This is a genomic window from Plantactinospora sp. CA-294935 (assembly GCF_050936445.1).
In the GTDB taxonomy this organism is placed as follows: Bacteria; Actinomycetota; Actinomycetes; order Mycobacteriales; family Micromonosporaceae; genus Plantactinospora.
This window is the reverse complement of sequence record NZ_JBNJMU010000001.1, coordinates 372135-389038: the sequence shown is the minus strand read 5'-3', so window position 1 is coordinate 389038 and position 16904 is coordinate 372135. Positions and strand designations below refer to the sequence as shown.

Annotated in this window: 12 protein-coding genes; 5 read left to right on the top strand and 7 right to left on the bottom strand. The window is 68.6% G+C overall.

The window, feature by feature from the left end; genetic code table 11:
• Positions 1 to 37: 37 nt before the first annotated feature.
• Both ACQEVC_RS01760 and ACQEVC_RS01755 read right to left on the bottom strand, forming a co-directional pair.
• Complete coding sequence (locus ACQEVC_RS01760) at positions 38 to 1660, bottom strand: protein kinase domain-containing protein (RefSeq protein ID WP_432872701.1); 1623 nt, start codon at positions 1658 to 1660, stop codon at positions 38 to 40.
• A gap of 122 nt (positions 1661 to 1782) precedes the next feature.
• Positions 1783 to 4962 (bottom strand): type I restriction endonuclease subunit R, encoded by a 3180-nt coding sequence (locus tag ACQEVC_RS01755; protein ID WP_432872699.1) that lies wholly within the window; start codon positions 4960 to 4962, stop codon positions 1783 to 1785.
• 227 nt (positions 4963 to 5189) lie between these two features.
• On the opposite strand from ACQEVC_RS01755, the gene ACQEVC_RS01750 reads away from it, so the two are divergent.
• The 4 genes from ACQEVC_RS01750 to ACQEVC_RS01735 are packed head-to-tail and all read left to right on the top strand — an operon-like array spanning position 5190 to position 8369.
• Positions 5190 to 5663: a WXG100 family type VII secretion target gene (locus ACQEVC_RS01750; RefSeq protein WP_432872697.1), complete on the top strand. Its 474-nt coding sequence runs from the start codon at positions 5190 to 5192 to the stop codon at positions 5661 to 5663.
• A complete protein-coding gene (locus ACQEVC_RS01745; protein WP_432872695.1) occupies positions 5664 to 6515 on the top strand; it encodes a hypothetical protein in 852 nt (283 codons plus the stop codon).
• A complete protein-coding gene (locus ACQEVC_RS01740) occupies positions 6508 to 7899 on the top strand; it encodes an alpha/beta hydrolase (protein ID WP_432872694.1) in 1392 nt (463 codons plus the stop codon). Before ACQEVC_RS01745 ends, ACQEVC_RS01740 begins: the two co-directional genes overlap by 8 nt.
• Before the next feature lie 23 nt (positions 7900 to 7922).
• On the top strand, positions 7923 to 8369 hold the full coding sequence (locus ACQEVC_RS01735) for a hypothetical protein (protein ID WP_432872692.1): 447 nt from the start codon (positions 7923 to 7925) through the stop codon (positions 8367 to 8369).
• Between the two features lie 16 nt (positions 8370 to 8385).
• Here ACQEVC_RS01735 and ACQEVC_RS01730 read toward each other — a convergent pair whose 3' ends face one another.
• Both ACQEVC_RS01730 and ACQEVC_RS01725 read right to left on the bottom strand, forming a co-directional pair.
• A complete protein-coding gene (locus tag ACQEVC_RS01730; protein WP_432872690.1) occupies positions 8386 to 9621 on the bottom strand; it encodes a helix-turn-helix domain-containing protein in 1236 nt (411 codons plus the stop codon).
• Positions 9618 to 9761, bottom strand: coding sequence for a hypothetical protein (locus ACQEVC_RS01725; RefSeq protein WP_432872688.1), 144 nt, complete (start codon positions 9759 to 9761; stop codon positions 9618 to 9620). The genes ACQEVC_RS01730 and ACQEVC_RS01725 overlap by 4 nt, the downstream gene beginning before the upstream one ends.
• A 241-nt stretch (positions 9762 to 10002) precedes the next feature.
• Between ACQEVC_RS01725 and ACQEVC_RS01720 the strand changes: the two genes are divergently transcribed.
• The gene (locus ACQEVC_RS01720; protein WP_432872687.1) at positions 10003 to 11388 is read left to right on the top strand and encodes a hypothetical protein; all 1386 of its coding nucleotides are present in this window, start codon (positions 10003 to 10005) and stop codon (positions 11386 to 11388) included.
• 50 nt (positions 11389 to 11438) lie between these two features.
• Here ACQEVC_RS01720 and ACQEVC_RS01715 read toward each other — a convergent pair whose 3' ends face one another.
• From ACQEVC_RS01715 to ACQEVC_RS01705, 3 genes are read right to left on the bottom strand one after another with little or no spacing between them, the layout of a single operon-like run.
• A complete protein-coding gene (locus ACQEVC_RS01715) occupies positions 11439 to 12644 on the bottom strand; it encodes a restriction endonuclease subunit S (RefSeq protein ID WP_432872685.1) in 1206 nt (401 codons plus the stop codon).
• Positions 12641 to 14692 carry a type I restriction-modification system subunit M gene (locus ACQEVC_RS01710; RefSeq protein ID WP_432872684.1) on the bottom strand — a complete coding sequence of 684 codons (2052 nt, stop codon included), beginning with the start codon at positions 14690 to 14692 and terminating at the stop codon, positions 12641 to 12643. Before ACQEVC_RS01710 ends, ACQEVC_RS01715 begins: the two co-directional genes overlap by 4 nt.
• Entirely contained in the window at positions 14689 to 16809 is a 2121-nt protein-coding gene (locus ACQEVC_RS01705) for an N-6 DNA methylase (protein WP_432872682.1), read from the bottom strand. Before ACQEVC_RS01705 ends, ACQEVC_RS01710 begins: the two co-directional genes overlap by 4 nt.
• Between the last annotated feature and the right edge of the window lie 95 nt (positions 16810 to 16904).

The window sequence follows — 16904 nt, the reverse complement described above, 5'->3', positions numbered from 1 at the left end:
TGTGGGCTGTCGCTCCGGGCCGGCGGGCTGACATTCATCATCGCGCGGCGTCGGCATTGCCGGCTGCGCCACGTTCCCCGGCAAGTCGGAGTCGGGTCAGGATGTCGCCGATCTCGTGGGTTTCCTCGTGGTCCGGCCCGTACACCACGAGGAGATCTTCGTGCAGCGGGACGAGTTCGGCCTCTGCCTGCTCGACGTCCCGCTCGGCGAGCAGCAACATGGCGATGTCGCGGCGCAATTCCAGAGCGGTACGGGAGGCATCGCCCTCGGCCGTGCGTACCTGGGCCAGGACCTCGCGGAACTGACGTAGTGCGATCGTGGACTGGCCGAGGTTGGCACGGCAGAGGGCCGCCTGCCGGAGGCAGGCCATCGCCTCGTCGCTTTTCGGACCTCTTGTCCGGGCGAACGCTCCGACGAGCGCATCGAACTCGGGCAGCGCCTCGCGGAAGTCGCCTCCGACGACGAGGACCGCCGCCCGGCGTTGACGCAACTGCAGTACGCGCGAGCTTTCCGGCCCCAGTTCGGCAGCCGCCGGCTCGATGACCTGGCGCAGCGCCTCGGCGGCCTGGGTGTAGCGGTCGTCGTCGAGCAGGTCGTTCGAGTACGCGACAGCCTCGTCGATCAGGTCCCGCAGTGCCGTGCCGGGGGTGGTGTCCGACGGCTGCGGGGGGACCGACGGCTGCGCCAGCGCGGCCGACCCGTGCGGAAGACGAGATGGTTCGCTGCGCGGGCGGGGGGCGTTGGGGCGACGGTAGAGCAGTGTCGGGTCCGGCACGTCCGCGGGCTGCACCACCGCCGACGGCATGGCACCGGGCAGCGGGAGAAAGGGCAGCAGTTGCTCGTACACCTCGTAGGCGTCGCTCGGCCGCTGTTCCGGCGCCTTGGCGGTGAGCCGGAGCACCAGCTGTTCGATCTCCTCGGGCAGGTCGGCGCGGAGTTTGCGCAGCGGCACGGGGGCCTGGGAGACGTGCTGGAGCATGAGCCGGAACGCGTTGTCCCCATCGAACAACGGTTTGCCGGCCAGCAGCTCGTGCAGCACGCAGCCGAGGGCGTACAGGTCGCTCTGCGGGGTTATCTGCGCGCCGCGGACCTGCTCGGGCGGCATGTACCGATGGCTGCCGAGGACCTGGCCCGTCACCGTGAGCCGGGTGACGTCGGTACGCAGGATCGCGGCGATGCCGAAGTCGAGCACCTTCACGGTCCCGGTCTCGGTCACCAGGACGTTCTCGGGCTTGAGGTCGCGGTGCACGACGGGGATGGCATGGGCGTGCGACAGCACCGTGCAGATCTGCGCGGCGACCGCGACGGCCCAGGTGACCGGCAGCGGCTTCCCCGGTGCGAGGTAGGCCCGCAGTGACGTGCCAGGCACGTACTCCATGACCAGGTAGACCCGGTCGTACGACTCGTCGAGCACCGCGTCGTAGACCTGCGGCACACCGTGATGCTGGATGCGCGCCGTGACGCGGGCCTCGCGCCGGAAGCGTCTCGCGAACTCCTCGGCGGCTTCGACCGAGGCGATCACGTCGGTCCGGATCAGCTTCACGGCAATCTCGCGGTCGAGCACGGCATCGTAGCCGCGCCAGACCTGGCCCATGCCACCCGAGCTGATCTGCTCGACCAGCTCGTAACGGTCGGCGATCGCCTCTGGCCGCACCGCCATCCCTCCAGCATCCGGCTAAGTCCGCTGCGGAGAACAGTCTTCCCTCCGGCACGACAGCAGTCCAGAGCCGCCGGGTCACGCATCGTAGACGGACAGCCCGTTCCGGCGGCCGATGTGCGACCTCAGGCCGCGTCGTCCGTCACGCCTTCCTGCTGGCGGATCATCCGCCAGGCGGCGCTGCGGGCGCTGCGGTTGAGCGAGCTGCGGAAGTCGCGGTCAGGCCCGAAGTACTTGCGGCCGAGGTCGGCGACGGTGTCGAAGTGGTCCATCATCTTCTCTTCGAAGACCGGCTCGAAGACGTGGCCGAAGTTCTCCTCGTCGTCGTTGGCGACGGCGGCGAGCCGTACCTTCGGATCGGCGACCGCCTCGTTGAACGGGGTGACCACGTCCTCGTCGGTGAAGCTGGTGCCGAACCGCTCGTTGAACCGCTCGATCAGTTCGGAGAGCAGCGACTTCTCCGGCTCCTTCGCACCGCCGGCACCGTCGCCGAAGCCCGGCATCTCGGCCGGACCTTCCGGGTTGAGGCTGATGTCGTGTTCGCCGGTCTTTTCCACCCGCAGGTGGCTCAGGTCGACCTCGCCGATGTCGACGCCGCCGTCGCCGAGCCGGGGCAGCTTGTTGAGCAGATGCCGGCCGTAGAGGTAGAGCTGTTCGAGTTCGGGGTCGGCGTAGGGGACGATCTGGGCGAGGAAGCCGTACTTGCGGACGTAGTCGTTGAGGTCGGCCCGGAACGCCTCGGCGCTGTCCCGGTCCTCCTCGTCCTCGCCGTTCAACAGCGCGGCGAAGCGCTCGACGGCGGGGGCCAGATGCCGGTACAGCTCGGCGTGCAGCTTCGCCCACTTCGCCGTGTTGCCGGCGGCCTGCTCCTCGGCCGCCAGGTACGCCTCGACGAACGCCCGCATCTCCGCCTCGACCAGCAGGGACCGGGACATCACCCGGCTCTGCGCGGTGTAGAGCAGGTTCGGGTCCGAGGACAGGGTCTCGGCCTCCTCGAAGTACGGCCGGAACGCCTCCTTGATCTCCTCGGCGTCGTTGACGAAGTCCAGCACCGCCAGGTCACCCTGACTCTTTCGTTCGGCGGTGCGGTTGAGCCGAGAGAGGGTCTGCACCGCGGAGATGCCGGCGAGCTTCTTGTTGACGTACATGGTGGTGAGCAGCGGCTGGTCGAAGCCGGTCTGGTATTTCTCCGCGACCACCAGGATCCGGTACTCGCGCTGCCCGGCGGCGGTGCCGGCGCGGGCGCCCCGGTCGTCGGCGCGGGCGTAGCCGAACGCCTTGGGCAGGGACTTCTCCGGCAGACCGCCGTTCTCCTTCGACTCCGTGACCTCCTCGCCGTCGTAGCTGAGGGTGCCGGAGAAGGCGACCAGGACGCCCGGGTCGGGGTAGCCGCGGTCGCCGAGGTACCGCTTGATGGCCCGGGACATCTGCACCGCACTGTGCCGGGAGGCGGTGACCACCATCGCCTTGGCCCGGCCGCCGAGCCGACCGGCGGTGTGCGCCCGGAAGTGCTCGACGACGATCTGCGCGTGTTGGGCCACCGTGGACGGATGGGTCACCGCATACCGGGCGAGTTCCTTGTTCGCCTTTGAGGAGTCGACCTCGCGTTCGTCCGGATTCTGGCTGATCAGCTTCCAGTAGGTGTCGTAGGTGACGTAGTTGCGCAGCGGATCGAGGATGAAGCCCTCCTCGATCGCCTGCCGCATCGAGTACGTGTGGAACGGGTGGTATTTGCCGTCCTCGCCGGGGCTGCCGAAGAGTTCGAGGGTCTTGTGCTTCGGCGTGGCGGTGAAGGCGAAGTAGGAGAGGTTGCCGCTGCGCTGCCGCCTCCGGGCGCCCGCCGCCAGCTTCTCGTCGGTGGTCTGCGGCCCGGCGGCGCTGGTGGCGCCCGCGTCGTCGGAGTCGGTGTCCAGGCCGAGGTCGCGCAGCACCCTGCGGACGTCGGTGGCGGCGTCGCCGGACTGGGACGAGTGCGCCTCGTCCACGACGATCGCGAACCGGCTGCCCCGGATCTCGGTCGGGCTGCGCCTCAGGTAGTCGACCAGGGCGGGGAAGGTCTGCAGGGTGACCGTGACGATCTTGCCGGTTTCCTGGGAGAGCGCCTTGGCGAGCTGTTCGGATTTGGCGCCGTAGTTCTCGTCGATCGTCACGACGAGTCCGGCGGTCTGCTCGAAGCTGCCGACGGTGTCCCGGAGCTGGGCGTCGAGGTTCCGCCGGTCGGTGATGATGACTATCTTGTCGAAGACCGGCGTGCCGGGCCGGAGGCCGGCGGCGAGCGCGTCCGGGTCGAGCGTGGCCGGATCGGTCGGGGTGTGCAGCGACGAGAGCCGGTGCGCGAGCCAGGCGATGGTGTTCGACTTGCCGGAGCCGGCCGACGCCATCACCAGGTAGTTCTGCCCGGCGCCGTGCCGGGCGGCGTGCGCGGTCAGTTGCTTCACCGCGTGCCACTGGTGATAACGCGGGAAGATCAGGACCTTTCGGGTACGCCCGTCCGCGCCCTTTTCCTGGTGCAGGTGGGCGAAGCGTTCCAGCAGGTCGAGCCAGTTGTCCCGCTGCCAGATCTCCTCCCAGAGGTAGGAGGTGGCGTACTTGCCGAACTCGGTGGCGGGCGGGTTGCCTTTGCCGCCGGGGCGTCCCGGTCCGGCGCTGCCGGTGTTGAACGGCAGGAACCGGGTCTTCGTGCCACGGAGCTGGGTGGCGACGAAGACCAGGTCGGGGTCGACGGCGAAGTTGGCGATCACCCGGCGCGAGAAGATCAGCTCGGTGGGGTCGCGCTCGGTCCGGTACTGCTCCTTGGCGTGTTCGACGCCGGAGCCGGTGAGCGGGTTCTTCAGTTCGGCGGTGGCGACCGGAATGCCGTTGAGGAAGAGCGTCAGGTCGAGTTCGTTGCCCCGGTCGGCTTGCTTGGTCGCGTACGCCAGCTCCCGGACCACGGTGAGCCGGTTGCGCCGATAGTCCGTCAGGATCGCGTCCGACTCGACGAACGACGGCCGGAAGTACGCGAGCCGGATCCGTATCCCGTGGTCCTTGACGCCCTTCCGGAGTACGTCGAGCAGCCCGTCGCTGGCGATCGCCTGGTCGAGCCGCTTGGCGAAGCCCCGCTGGGCGTCGTTCGGGTCGCCGCCGTAGTAGGTGACGAGGTCAGCCCATTCGTCGGGCTGGGTCGCGCCGATGAAGGTGAAGAGCTGGTAGGTGTCGAGGCCGAGTTCGGGCCGGTAGTCGGCCTTGCTCCCCTCCGCCCAGCCGTTGTCGAGCAGGGCGGCGACGATCGCGTCGCCGAAGACCTGTTCGTGGTGGACCGCCATCTCGCCTCCCGCACCGGGTCCGCGTAACGGCCGGACCCCGCTGGAGCCTACTGCGCCGCGACCACTCGAGGTCCTCTGTCCGACCTCGGCTGTGCCGGGGATCTGGCTTGCGGGGTGTTGACCGGGTGGGACACGCTGAACGTGGCATTTTGACGGACGGCGATGAATCGGATGCTCTGCGCGTCTGACGACTGCTCCGCTGCGGCCTTGGCGTGGAGGGATGGCGCGTGCTTCGGATGTACGGGGATCCGGACGAGTTGGATCGGCTGGCGGGCCGGCTGCGGCAGCGGGCCGCTGAGGTCCGGGAGCGGGCGGCCGACCACGAGCGGCAGGGGCAGGCGGCGCGGTGGGTGTCGGTGTCGGCGCAGGCGTACCGCGATCAGGTGGGCCGGGACCGAAGGCAGGCGGACCAGGTCGCCGACGAGCTGGACGCGGTGGCGGACGCGGTCGTGGCGCACGCCCAGGAGGTACGCGAACTGATCGCGCTGATCGCCCGGATCGAGGAGCAGGCCAAGGCGTGGTTCGCCGCGACCGCGGAGCGGATGAAGGAACTGGCGCCGCTGGTCGGTGGCCCGTTGATGAAGGCTGCGATGGAGGCACCGTGGGCGGGCTGGCCGGTGCAGCCCGGTAACCTGCCGGCCTCGGGGGACCAGCGCTGGCTGGAGGTCGGCGACTTCCTCCGGGGCAGGGGAGTGCTCTAGGTGAGCGCCGACAGTGACGTGCTGCCGGCACACCGGCTGGTGCTGAGCGCTCCGGAGTGGACGTTGCTGGTCCGTCGTACGGGGCTGGCTCCGCCGCCCGGGTTCGTCGTACCGGACGAGCCAGAGCCGGACATTCTGCGCGTCGCTGGGGAGGCGTTGGCCGCCCGCGGTGTGGTGACCGTCGACGACGATCCGGCGGAGTGCCGGCCGGTGGAACCGGTGCTGGCGAATTTGGCGACCTTCGTGGCCGCGCGGGCGGTGATCCAGGTCGAGGCGTCGGTCCAGGGGCGGTCGACACGGGCGGTCTTGGCGGTGGCCGGACCGGCGGGAGCGGCCCTCGTCGGGCTGGCCGACGGTGCTGTCGAGTTGTCGATGTTCGAGGCGGTGGCACTCGGGCGTGAGCTAATCCGGGTCGTACCGGCGGAACGGGACCTCGCGGGGACGACGACACGGCTCGGCCAGGCGCTCGGCGGCGGCGATTCGCGGGTGTCGGGGCGGCTGCCGCTGGCGGCGCTGGCCGAGTACACCCGTTCCGGTGACCTGGCGGGGGCGGCCGGACGTGCCGAGGCGGTGGCGGCGTTGGGGTTGACGGCTGCGCAGGTGCGGCTGGTCGAGCAGGTGCAGGCGCGTGCGACCGGGGTGTTGCGGGTGCTGGTGAGTGGCCGCAGCGGTCCCGGAGTGGGGATGGCGCAGGTGGTCTGGCTGGCTACGGAGGACGGCTGGCTCGGGTTGCGTCCGGAGCCGGATGGTTCGGGCCGGCGGATGGTGTCGATGCGGCCGGTGGCCCGGGAGGAGATCGGGATGTGGCTGGCGCCGTACCTGGGACAGCTCGTGGAGGGCGGCGATGGGTGATCCGGAGTTCCAGGTCAGCGGCGGCGCCGGTGGGACGGGTGCCCGGTACGACGACATCGGCCTGCTGGCCCGGCACAGTGACGACCTGGCCCGCGACCTGGCCGGGATCACCGTGCAGGGGCACGGCATGCTGGCCGATCCGGACCTGATGGCATCGGCGGTGCTCAACCCGGACGGGTTCGCGAGGATCGAGGCCGGCCTGCTGCGGCCGCTGGACGGCCCGCAGGGGTTGACCGCGTTGTCGTTCGGGTTCGGGCAGCGGGCGATCGCGCTGCGGACCGTCGTCGCCTCCTACCAGGCCGTGGACGAAGAGCGGGCCCGGACGATCGAGACCCTGCGCTGGGTCCTCGGCTACGGCCTCGGTACCGGGATCAAGGCCGGCGTGCTGGGGCCGGTGACGCTGCTGCCGTTGGCGCCGCTGGCCGGCGCCGGGGCGCTGGTGGCCGACGACATCGACTGGGAGCAACTGGTCACCGACCATCCCGGGATCGTCGACACCCTCATCGGGCTGGGGCCGGGGCTGATCAGCAGCCTGCCGGGCGCTCCGATGGTCGGTGACGTTCCGGGCGCGGCGGACCTGCTCGGCGAGTTCTACGACGACGGCACCTACTCGGTCACCGTGCCGGACGTGCACGGGACCGGTACCAATATCGACACCTCTGACCTGATGGTCAGGCCGCCGCAGGGCTTCGGTGACCTGATTGCCGGGCTCAATTACCGCAATGGCGAGTCCGACGCTGGTGAGCCGGATCAGATCGACGTTCGGGTGATCACGCATCCGGACGGCAGCACGGCGTACGTCGTCGACATCCCCGGCACCAAGGAGATGAACATGCCGTGGAGTGCCGACAGTCCGTTCCTCAACGACATGGGTACGAACGTGCACGTCCTCGGTGGCGACACCACCTCCCGGCAGCACGCCATCGCCGAGGCGCTGAAGATGGCCGGGGCGGGCGCCGACGACCCGGTGATGCTGGTCGGGCACAGCCAGGGCGGGATGGTCGCCGCCCAGGCCGCCCAGGACACCGCGACCGGCGCTTTCCCCTACAACGTCACCCACGTCGTCACCGCCGGGTCCCCGATAGGGAACACGGACATCCCGGCCGGTGTGCAGGTACTGGCCTTGGAGAACGCGCGCGACATCGTGCCGCACCTTGACGCAGGCGACAATCCTGACCGGCCCAACCTCACCACGGCCACCTTCGACGACCAGCGGGGCACAATCGGCGAGAATCACAGCACGAGAGCGGCGTACCTGCCCGCCGCACAGGCACTGGACCGGAGCACGGACCCGTCGGTGCAGGCGTACCGGGACAGTGCTGGCGCGTTTCTGAACGGCGAGGCCGTGGAGTCGAAGGTGTACGAACTACACAGGGTGCACTGATGCGAATCGACGGGAGAGCGACGATGCGGCGGTCGAGGAAGCGCCAGCAGGTCCGTGCTGGCGGACTGGTCGCGTTGGCGGTGAGCATCCTGGTTGCTGTCGCCTCCTGTTCCGTACTGGGGGACTCGGACCAGGAGCGGGCAGAGTCGGACGCGATTGCCACCGCGATACAGGAAACTCTGGCGCAACGTCCGGACGTGGTCCGGGTGGAGGTCGGGTACCAGAACAACATAAGCAATCCCGCGAGCGCCTCCGTCACCGCGTTCCTGAAACCCGGAGCCGACTTCGACCGGTTCATCGACGAGGCCGTCCGGCTGCTCTGGCTGAGCAAACTCAGTCCGCTCAGCGGAATCAGTGTCTCGGTCTCGGACGATGCAGACATCCACCGCGGCACCACCCGGTACGTGGCACCTGCCGACGAGGACAAGGCTGAGCTGGAGCAGAAGTACGGGCCCCGCCCGCCGGGATAGTCGCGGTGCGCTGCGGTCACTGTCGGGCCAGGCCGATGGTGGCGGCGAGTCGGGTTACGTCGGCGGGGGTGGGACCGGTGCGGAGTACGGCAGTCAGTGCGGCGCGGGCGGCGGGGCGGGTGCGGGTCTCGGCCGGGGCGATGCGGTCGGCGATGACGAGGGCGCGTCCGGCGGCCTGCGGGTCGCCGGCATCGAGGTGGGCGCGGACGATGTCGATCAGGTGGGCTGCCCGGTGTTCGGCGGGGAGTCGGTTCCAGGCGGCGCTGGCGGTGGCGTGCTGGTGGGTGGTGATGGCGTGGCGGGTGTCGCCGAGTTCAGTGGCGATCAGGGCGCGGGCGAGGTCGACGGTGGTGGGGCCGAATCCGAGGTCGCCGTTGTCGGGGCGGGCGTGGTCGCCAAGGACGGTGGCGAGCCGAGCGGCGCGGTTGGCGAGGTCGCGGGCGGCGGTGGCGTCGGCGCAGGTGGCGGCGGCGATGGCGGCTTCGGTGAGCAGGGTGCCGGCCAGGGCGAGATCGCTCGGCGCGGAGGCGCGGGACGGCGCCGGGAGGAGACGGTGGGCGGCGGTGATGGGGGCAGCCATCGCGAGCCGGCCTCGGCACAGGGCGCGTAGTGCTTGGGCGAGGGGGATGGCGGCGACGGCGGTACGCCGTGGGTCGCCTGCGGTGGCGGCCATGGCGCGGTCGGCGGCGAGCCAGGCGAGGTCGGCGGCGTCGAGTTTGACCAGGGTTTGGGCGGCGAGGCGGTAGACGCGTACCAGAAGATCGGCGGTGTGTTCGGTGCCGGCGGTTGTCTCGGCGTGGCGGATGTCGGTGAGCAGGTCGGGTAGGAGTCGCATGACCTGTGGGTGGTGGGCGTGCCGGTAGGCAGCCCAGGCGTGTCGTAGGCGGCGGTCGAGGTGTGCCGGCGATGGTGGTGGCTGGGATGGTGCGTCGGTGGTGGTTGTGGGGGTGGGGTAGCAGGCGAGGGCGGCGCGGACGCGGTCGACGGCGGCGGTGAGACCGGTGGCGGGTGCGCGGCGGGCGGGGTGGGGGAGCAGAACTTCCGGATCGACGCCGAGGACTGCGGCGACGGCTTCGATGACGGAGAGCCGGTCGAGGGTACGCACACCGCGCTCGATCTTGTCGACCCAGCTTTTGGATCTGCCGAGTCGGTCGGCGAAGACCTGTTGGGTCAGGCCGAGCCGGGTGCGGAGTTGGGCGACGCGGCGTCCGATCGGGAGGTCGGTGCGGTCGGGTGGGTCTGGTGTGGTCATCGAGCCTGGGTCCGGTGGAGGGCGTGAGTGGATTCGCCGCAGCGCGGACACCAGCGGGACTTGACCCGGAACGCGAAGAGGCCGAGTACGAAGCCGGGGAGCAGGCCGCCGAGTGCGATCAACGAGATGCGGAAAACCACGATCACTCTCACCTTCTGGCGAGGCCGGAGGCCGGGCGTTGCCGCGCCCGAGCCTCCGGCACTACTGCGGCTCGAACCAGTTGTCGCTGATTCGCAACGGCCAGTTGACCCGAGCCGGGCAGTGGCCGGTGCAGGTGCGCGCAGTGCCTACCGGTGCGGATCAGTGCGCCGGACCCCCAATACACCACTGGTTCCGATACCCTCCGTCTAAGTAGCCGCTACGCGTGAAGGGTCGGGGACGATGGCATCCAGCGAAGCGCCGATCGTTCGTTTACTGGCCGAGGTGGGGTGGCAGCCCGAGCAACTCGCCAGGCGACTCAACGAGTCCGCCGAACGGCATGGCCGCGCGGAACGGCTACACCCCAAGACGCCGTACAAGTGGAGAAAGGGCGACGTGCCCCGGAGTCCGTGGCCGTCTCTGACGACTGCACTACTGTCCGAACAGTTGCAGCGGATGATCACCCTTGACGAGCTGGGCTGGCCAGACGATGGATTCGAGGCCGCGCCAGCCTCCGTGGGTCTGGAACTGCCCTGGTCATCAGAAGGGGCCTTGCAAGCGGCCGTTGTCGTCAACGAATCTGAGAGCATGATGCACCGGCGGATGTTCCTCACCCTGCTTGGTACCGGACTGACCTCACCTGCGCACGAGTGGCTGATCGCTCAGCCGCCGGAGAACGTGGCATCCTCCGCTGGTCGTCCGCTCTCTGCCGAGGTCGTCGACCACATGGACGCCGTGACAGCCAGCCTCCGACGCATGGACGACCATCTCGGCAGCGGCCAGACCCTGGGCTTGGTCCGCCAGCATTTGAGCACTGTGGTTGACGTGCTGCGAGGCCGCCGTTACCCGGACGCTGTCGGTCGGCGGCTCCACTCCACCGCCGGTGAGCTACTACGCCTCGCAGGCTGGCTCTCCTTCGACGGCGGCCAGCACAGTCAGGCACAGAGATTCTGGATCGCTGCTCTCTATCAGGCCAACGCGGCAGGTGACCGTGGACTCGGGGCAAACATCCTCGGCTTCATGTCCTGCCAGGCCAAGGACCTCGGTCAGTTTCGGCAAGCCGTGACTCTCGCTGAAACGGCGAGAGCGAGCTACCCGGGCACGAGCCCGAAGGTGTCGGCGATTCTCGATTTACGAGCGGCGGAGGCGTACGCCAACGAAGGGTCTGCGACAGAAGCATGCCGCGCCCTCGACAGTGCCTTTGGAAGGCTAAACGGCAGCCAGCCGCAGCATGGCAATCCAGACTGGTCTTACTGGATCGACGAAGCGCAGGCTCACGCGCAAGCCGGCTATTGCCACCTGAAGCTCGAATACTGGCCACGAGCCCGAGAGCACCTACGAGCTGCGCTGCGTTTGCAGGGGAACGAGTGCACCCGTGAGGGAGCGCTGCGGAATACGCTGCTTGCTGCGACCTACGTTCAGCAAGACCAACCGGATCTAGACAAGGCGCTGGCACTTGGTGACCAAGCCGTTCACACCCTCACCAGGCAGGTCAACTCCCCGAGGTGTATCAAGCACGTACGGAACTTGGTCGGCACCCTCGCACCCTACCGACGTACCTTTGCTGTCCGGCGGTTCTGTCAGGACGCGAAAGAACTTGTAGTCAGCATCAACGATGCCGTCCGATAAAACCGCTCGCATCTATCGGGTAAGCCCTGCTTGATGCAACTCATCTTGGCTCAGTCGGTAATTCCTGATCCATCTGCCGTCGATACATCAATCTGCCCTGTGATGGCGGCGGTGATCAAAGCTCGTCGGCGTTCCTCGGCGAGGGACTTCGAGCTTTCTACGGCGTCGCGTAGTGGCCGAGCTGAGCTAATCAATTCGCCAATTCTCTCCTGTTCTCCTGATGGAACGTCGGGTATTGGGATTCGGCCAAAGAGGTCCCAGTTCCGGAAATCAACTGCTCGCTCTCGGGTGCTGATGGCGAATAGTCCCAGGTACCCAGAGACCGCGAGAATTCGAAGCATCCTGCCTAGGAAAAAATTATTGTGGCCAACTTGGGGTGCGCAGACGTGATAGACCGGGCTGCAGTTTCCGGCTGACTCTGCAGTGCCGATTGCGCCCGCGAATCCATCTAGGCCGTGGATTACGATGTCACCCACCTCGACATACTGTCCCTGTGCTTCCGTTGATGACGAAAGGGTATAACCCTCGGCTCGGCGTATTGAGCGGGCTATCACCTGACCATCCCGGAATGCGGTAACAACCTCGCTGCCGGGGGTGGCGGGCCGGCTCAACTTGGATAGCATGCGCCGAATCGGCGACACGGGTCGGCCAGAACAGGTGTCTACGAGTCGACTGGCGCCAACATGTCCAAGTATGCGGCTCTCTATTTTCTCCTCAAGTAGCGCAAGTAGCTGGATCTTTTTGGAAACTAGGGCGTCCAGCTTTCCGAGCTTAGCGTCAAGAAATGCGACTATTCGTCGCTGCTCTTCCAATTTGGGTAAATGAATCGTCAGGCGCGTGATGTCCGAAGGATTGACGCGCTGGTGGCTGCGTGTCACGGACTGCACGCGAGCGCCGAGGTCCTGACGCACGCCTTCCGACTGCAGAAAATAGACTAGAAACTTGGGATCTAGGTGCGGCCCTGCGACCAGTCCCACGAATTCCGTCGACGATACTAATGGAAGATCCCCGTGTGCCTGTGTCTGGACGACGCGACTTATTCGCGGATTCAATTTGCTGATCAAGACCTCGCCACCTTGGAGGTGGAGTTTCGCTGACCTGATATCTTCTGTATATTCAACCTGCCCAGTGCCGGATGCATCCACCGACGGGATACTGTAGTGGGCGACCCTATCGCCAATCTCGGTTGGCTCGATAACCTGGCGCCGCTCGTGGGCCACTGACCACAGTGGAACTCTTTTCCACTCGCCCTTCATTCAGTCACCTGGCCAAGCAATGCTTGTATTTCCGCCTCGAGTTTCTGGAGTTCTGCGTCGATTTCTGCGAGTGGCCTTGGGGGTTTGTAGACGTAGAAGTGCCGCGTAACGGGGATCTCGTACCCGATCTTGGTTTTGGTGTGGTCGATCCAGGCGTCCGGGACGTGTGGCAGCACCTCGCGGCGTAGGTATTCCTCCACGTCCTCGTGCAGCGGCACGTTCTCGTAGTCGCGCAGCTCGGTGTCCGGCTCCGGCTCGCCCTTGACCATCTGCACCTCGCCCTCCGGGTCACGCACGCCCAGGACCTCCCGCAGCGCCTTCTGGAACGGGGCGCCGCTCGGCCAGAGCACCCCGGCCTCGGCCATCGCCGACCGGACCGCGTCCCACGCCGCCCGCTTCGTGCCCCACGACCGCCCGACCAGCGGCTTCAACGCGGTCTCGAACGCGTCGACGTCCAGCGCCTTCCCGATCGGCTTGGAGTCGCGTACCCGGGTCAGGGTTTCGTCGGTGACCTCGAAGCGGAGCTTGAGCGGCCGTTCGACGGTGATCCGGCGATAGCCGAAGTCCTCGTTGGCGAAGACCTGCACCTTCTGGTGCTGCGGGTGCTCCGGGTCGGCGGCGGCGTGCAGCGCCTCGCCGTAGAGCCGGGTGATCTCCTTGATCTGCTCGTCCGTCAGGTACTTCCGCTTGTCGCCGAGCGACTTGCGCATCTTGGCGAAGTAGTCCCGGGCGTCGAGCAGGATCACCTTGCCCCGGTGGTCGGGGAGCTTGCGGTTGGTCAGGATCCAGAAGTACGTCGAGATGCCGGTGTTGTAGAAGAGCTGATCCGGCAGCGCGACGATCCCCTCCAGCCAGTCGTTCTCCAGGATCCACTGCCGGATGCGGGACTCGCCGGACTCGGCCGCCCCGGTGAAGAGCGGCGAGCCGTTGAAGACGATCGCGATCCGGCTGCCGCCCTTGCCATCGGCGGTGACCGGCTTCATCTTCGAGATCATGTGTTGCAGGAAGAGCAACGACCCGTCGTTGATCCGGGGGAGGCCGGCGCCGAACCGGCCGCTCTCGCCGAGCTGCTCGTACTCGCGCTCGATCTCGTCCTTGACCTTCTTCCACTCCACCCCGAACGGTGGGTTGGCCAGCAGGTAGTCGAAGTGCTCGCCCCGGTGGCCGTCGTCGCTGAACGAGTTGCCGAACTTGATGTCTTCCGGGTCCTGACCCTTGATCATCATGTCGGATCGGCAGATCGCCCAGGACTCCGGATTCAACTCCTGGCCGAAGACCCGCACCGTGGCGGCCGGGTTCAGCATCTTGATGTGCTCCTCGGCGGCGGAGAGCATGCCGCCGGTGCCGCAGGCCGGGTCCATGACCGTACGCGCCACACCCGGCACGCTCAGCGCGTCGTCGTCCGGGGCGATCAGCAGGTTCACCATCAGTTCGATGACCTCGCGCGGGGTGAAGTGCTCACCGGCGGTCTCGTTGGACTGTTCGGCGAAGCGCCGGATCAGCTCCTCGAAGACGTACCCCATCTGGTGGTTCGAGACGTTGACCTTGGGCTGACCGCGGTCGTCGAGCAGGATCTCGCCGGTCTTCGGGTCGCGCTGGACCGGGTCCAGGTCCAGGTCCGCGAAGCGGCCGACCACCCGGTAGAGCAGGTTCGCGCCGTCGAGCCGGCGGATCTGCTGCGGGAACTCGTACCGGTGCAGCACCTCCTGCGCGTTCTCCGAGAACGCCCCGATGTAGGCGAGCAGGTGCTTCATGGTCTGGGCCGGGTCGGCGGCGACCGACTTCAGCGTGTAGCCGCTGATGTTGTAGAAGCTGTGCCCGGCGGCGCGGCGCAGGAACCGGGCCACGTCCACATCGTCCCGGCCCTCGAACCTCTGGTACGTCTCCCGCACCTTGTCCCGGGTCGGCGCCAGCACACACTCCAGCCGGCGGAGCACCGTGAACGGCAGGATCACCTTGCCGTAGTCGGACTGCTTGTAGTCGCCGCGTAGCAGATCGGCGACCGACCAGGCGTGGTTCGCCAGTTCGGTGTGTTTCCTGGTGCTCAACGGGGTCCTTCCGAAGTGCCGTCGGGTGGGAGCAGGGCGCCGCCGGTGAGGCCGGCGGCCAGGGTACGGGCGGTCTCGTCGGCGAGGCGGTCGGCGAGATCCGCCGCCGTACGCATCGCGTGGAGCTGGCGGAACGCCCGGCCGTACCGCTGCTGTTCGGCGAGCGGCAGCAGCGGGATCCGCAGCCGGCGCGGATCGACCCGCACCACGGAGGTGCCGGACGACGCCGCGCTCAGATTGTCCTCGGCGGAGAGGAATCCGGCGAGGAACCACGGGTCGAGTCGGGCCGGATCCGGCCGAAGGAGGTGCAGGGCTCGGCCGAGCAGACAGCCGGCATCGCCGGAATCGGCGACCCGGGCGGTGCCGGCGCCCTCGTGCAGCAGCTCGGGAAAGATGACGTCGCCTGGCTGGATCTCGATGTCCTCGTCCGAGGGTTCGTCGTCGGCCGTCCCGGAGGCGGGCCGGCGGGCCACCACGTCTTGGGCGGTGAGGACCCGTCCCCCGCCGGGCTCCCGCCCGGTGGGGGAGGAGCCGCGGACCACCGCCGGGGCGCGGAGCAGCGTCAGCGCCTCACCCCGGAGCAGGTCGGCGACGCTCGCGGTACGCCAGGAGACCGCCTCCGCCCCGGCCGGCGGCCAGGACTGCCCCCCGCTGAGCCTCGCCAGGCCGCTCGCCGCCCGCCGCAGCCGGCTACGCAGCTCGTACGCCAGCTCGGCGAGTTCGTCTGGCTTCGCCGGGACCGGCGCGGCCCGGACGTGTCGAGTCGGAGTGAGGTCGACCGCCTCGTCGAGCAGGTCGACAACCGGTACTGCCCGAGCCGTGCTGGGGATCGGCTCGAAGTTCTCCGGCTGCCGATCGAAATCGTGCCAGGCGTTGAGCACCGCGCCGCGCAGCGCGGACCAGTCCGACCCTGGGCGCCCGCCCGACCCGTCGACGGCGCGTCCGGGCTCGGGGGCTTCCACCATGAGCACGGTCGACGGCAGGGCCGCCTGCGGGTGCGGCCGTTCGAGCAGCCACAGGTGCAGGCTGATGTGCAGCGGTTGGGCGACACCAACGGGCAGCGCGAGCACGGCACGCAATGCTCCACTGCGGACCATCTCGGCCCTGATCCGCCGGCCCGACGGCCGGAAGGCGGGACCGGGCGGCATCAGCAGCACCGCACGGCCACCCGGGGGCAGGTGTGCGAGACAGTGCTGTAGCCAGGCGAGTTCCGGCTCGCCCTTCGGCGGCAGACCGAACAACCAGCGCGGGTCGTAGGCCAGGTCCTCGTGGCCCCAGTCGCGCTGGCCGTAGGGCGGCGCGCATAGCACAGCGTCGGCGGCCAGCGCCGGGAACGCGTCGTGCCGCATGCTGTCGCCGACCTCGACCTGCGGCCTTGTGTCCTCGGCCTCGATCGCTAGCCGGGCGGCGGCCTGCGCGGCCACCGCCGGCACGACATCCTGGCCGTACACCTCGGCCGCCCCGCGTTCCGCGGCGGCCAGCAGCAGGCTGCCGCCGCCGCAGGCGGGGTCGAAGACCTTTTCCGGGTACGGCTCGCCGGGGCCGGCGAGGAGGTCGGCGATCAGGTCGGCCACCGGCTGCGGGGTCAGGTACTGGCCACTCGCCTTGGTGTCGTTGAGGTCGCCCTCGGCGAGCACGTCGAGGGTCCGCGCCGGCCCCTCCTCGGCGATGCAGCGCAGCAGCGCGCGAAGTAGCCCGACTTCGCTGGCGTGGTAGGTCAGGTTTCCGGTGCCGGGGATGCCGGCGGCGTGCGACCGGGCTGTCCGCTCTGCCCATCCGGGCAGCCGGTCATCGGGAACTTCGGCGGCTTTCCGCACTGTGTCGGCAACGCGACTCACCGCGACGACGAGCGGGAGCAGTGTGCTGCGGTGTGCGACGTCGGATGCGGAGGCACGCAGGGCGGTGCGCAGGTCGTCGGCCGAGGACGCTGCGGGCAACTGACCGCGTGCGGCGAGCCAGGCCCGGACCGCCGCCAGGTCGTACGCCGGGCTCGTCTCCGTTCCGCCCGTCGGCGCGGGGAAGTCCGGGTGACGCCGACGCCAGTTGCTCACGGTGGCACGGGTGACGCCGGCCAGCCGGGAGATCTCGGCGGCGGTCACCTGGCTGGACTGTGGCATGGGCGTCCTGTTCGGTCGTCTGCGCTGCTCGTTCGCACACCTTACACGACCCCGAGAGCGTTTAAACGCTTTGACAGTGCTTTCACTTGACAGCG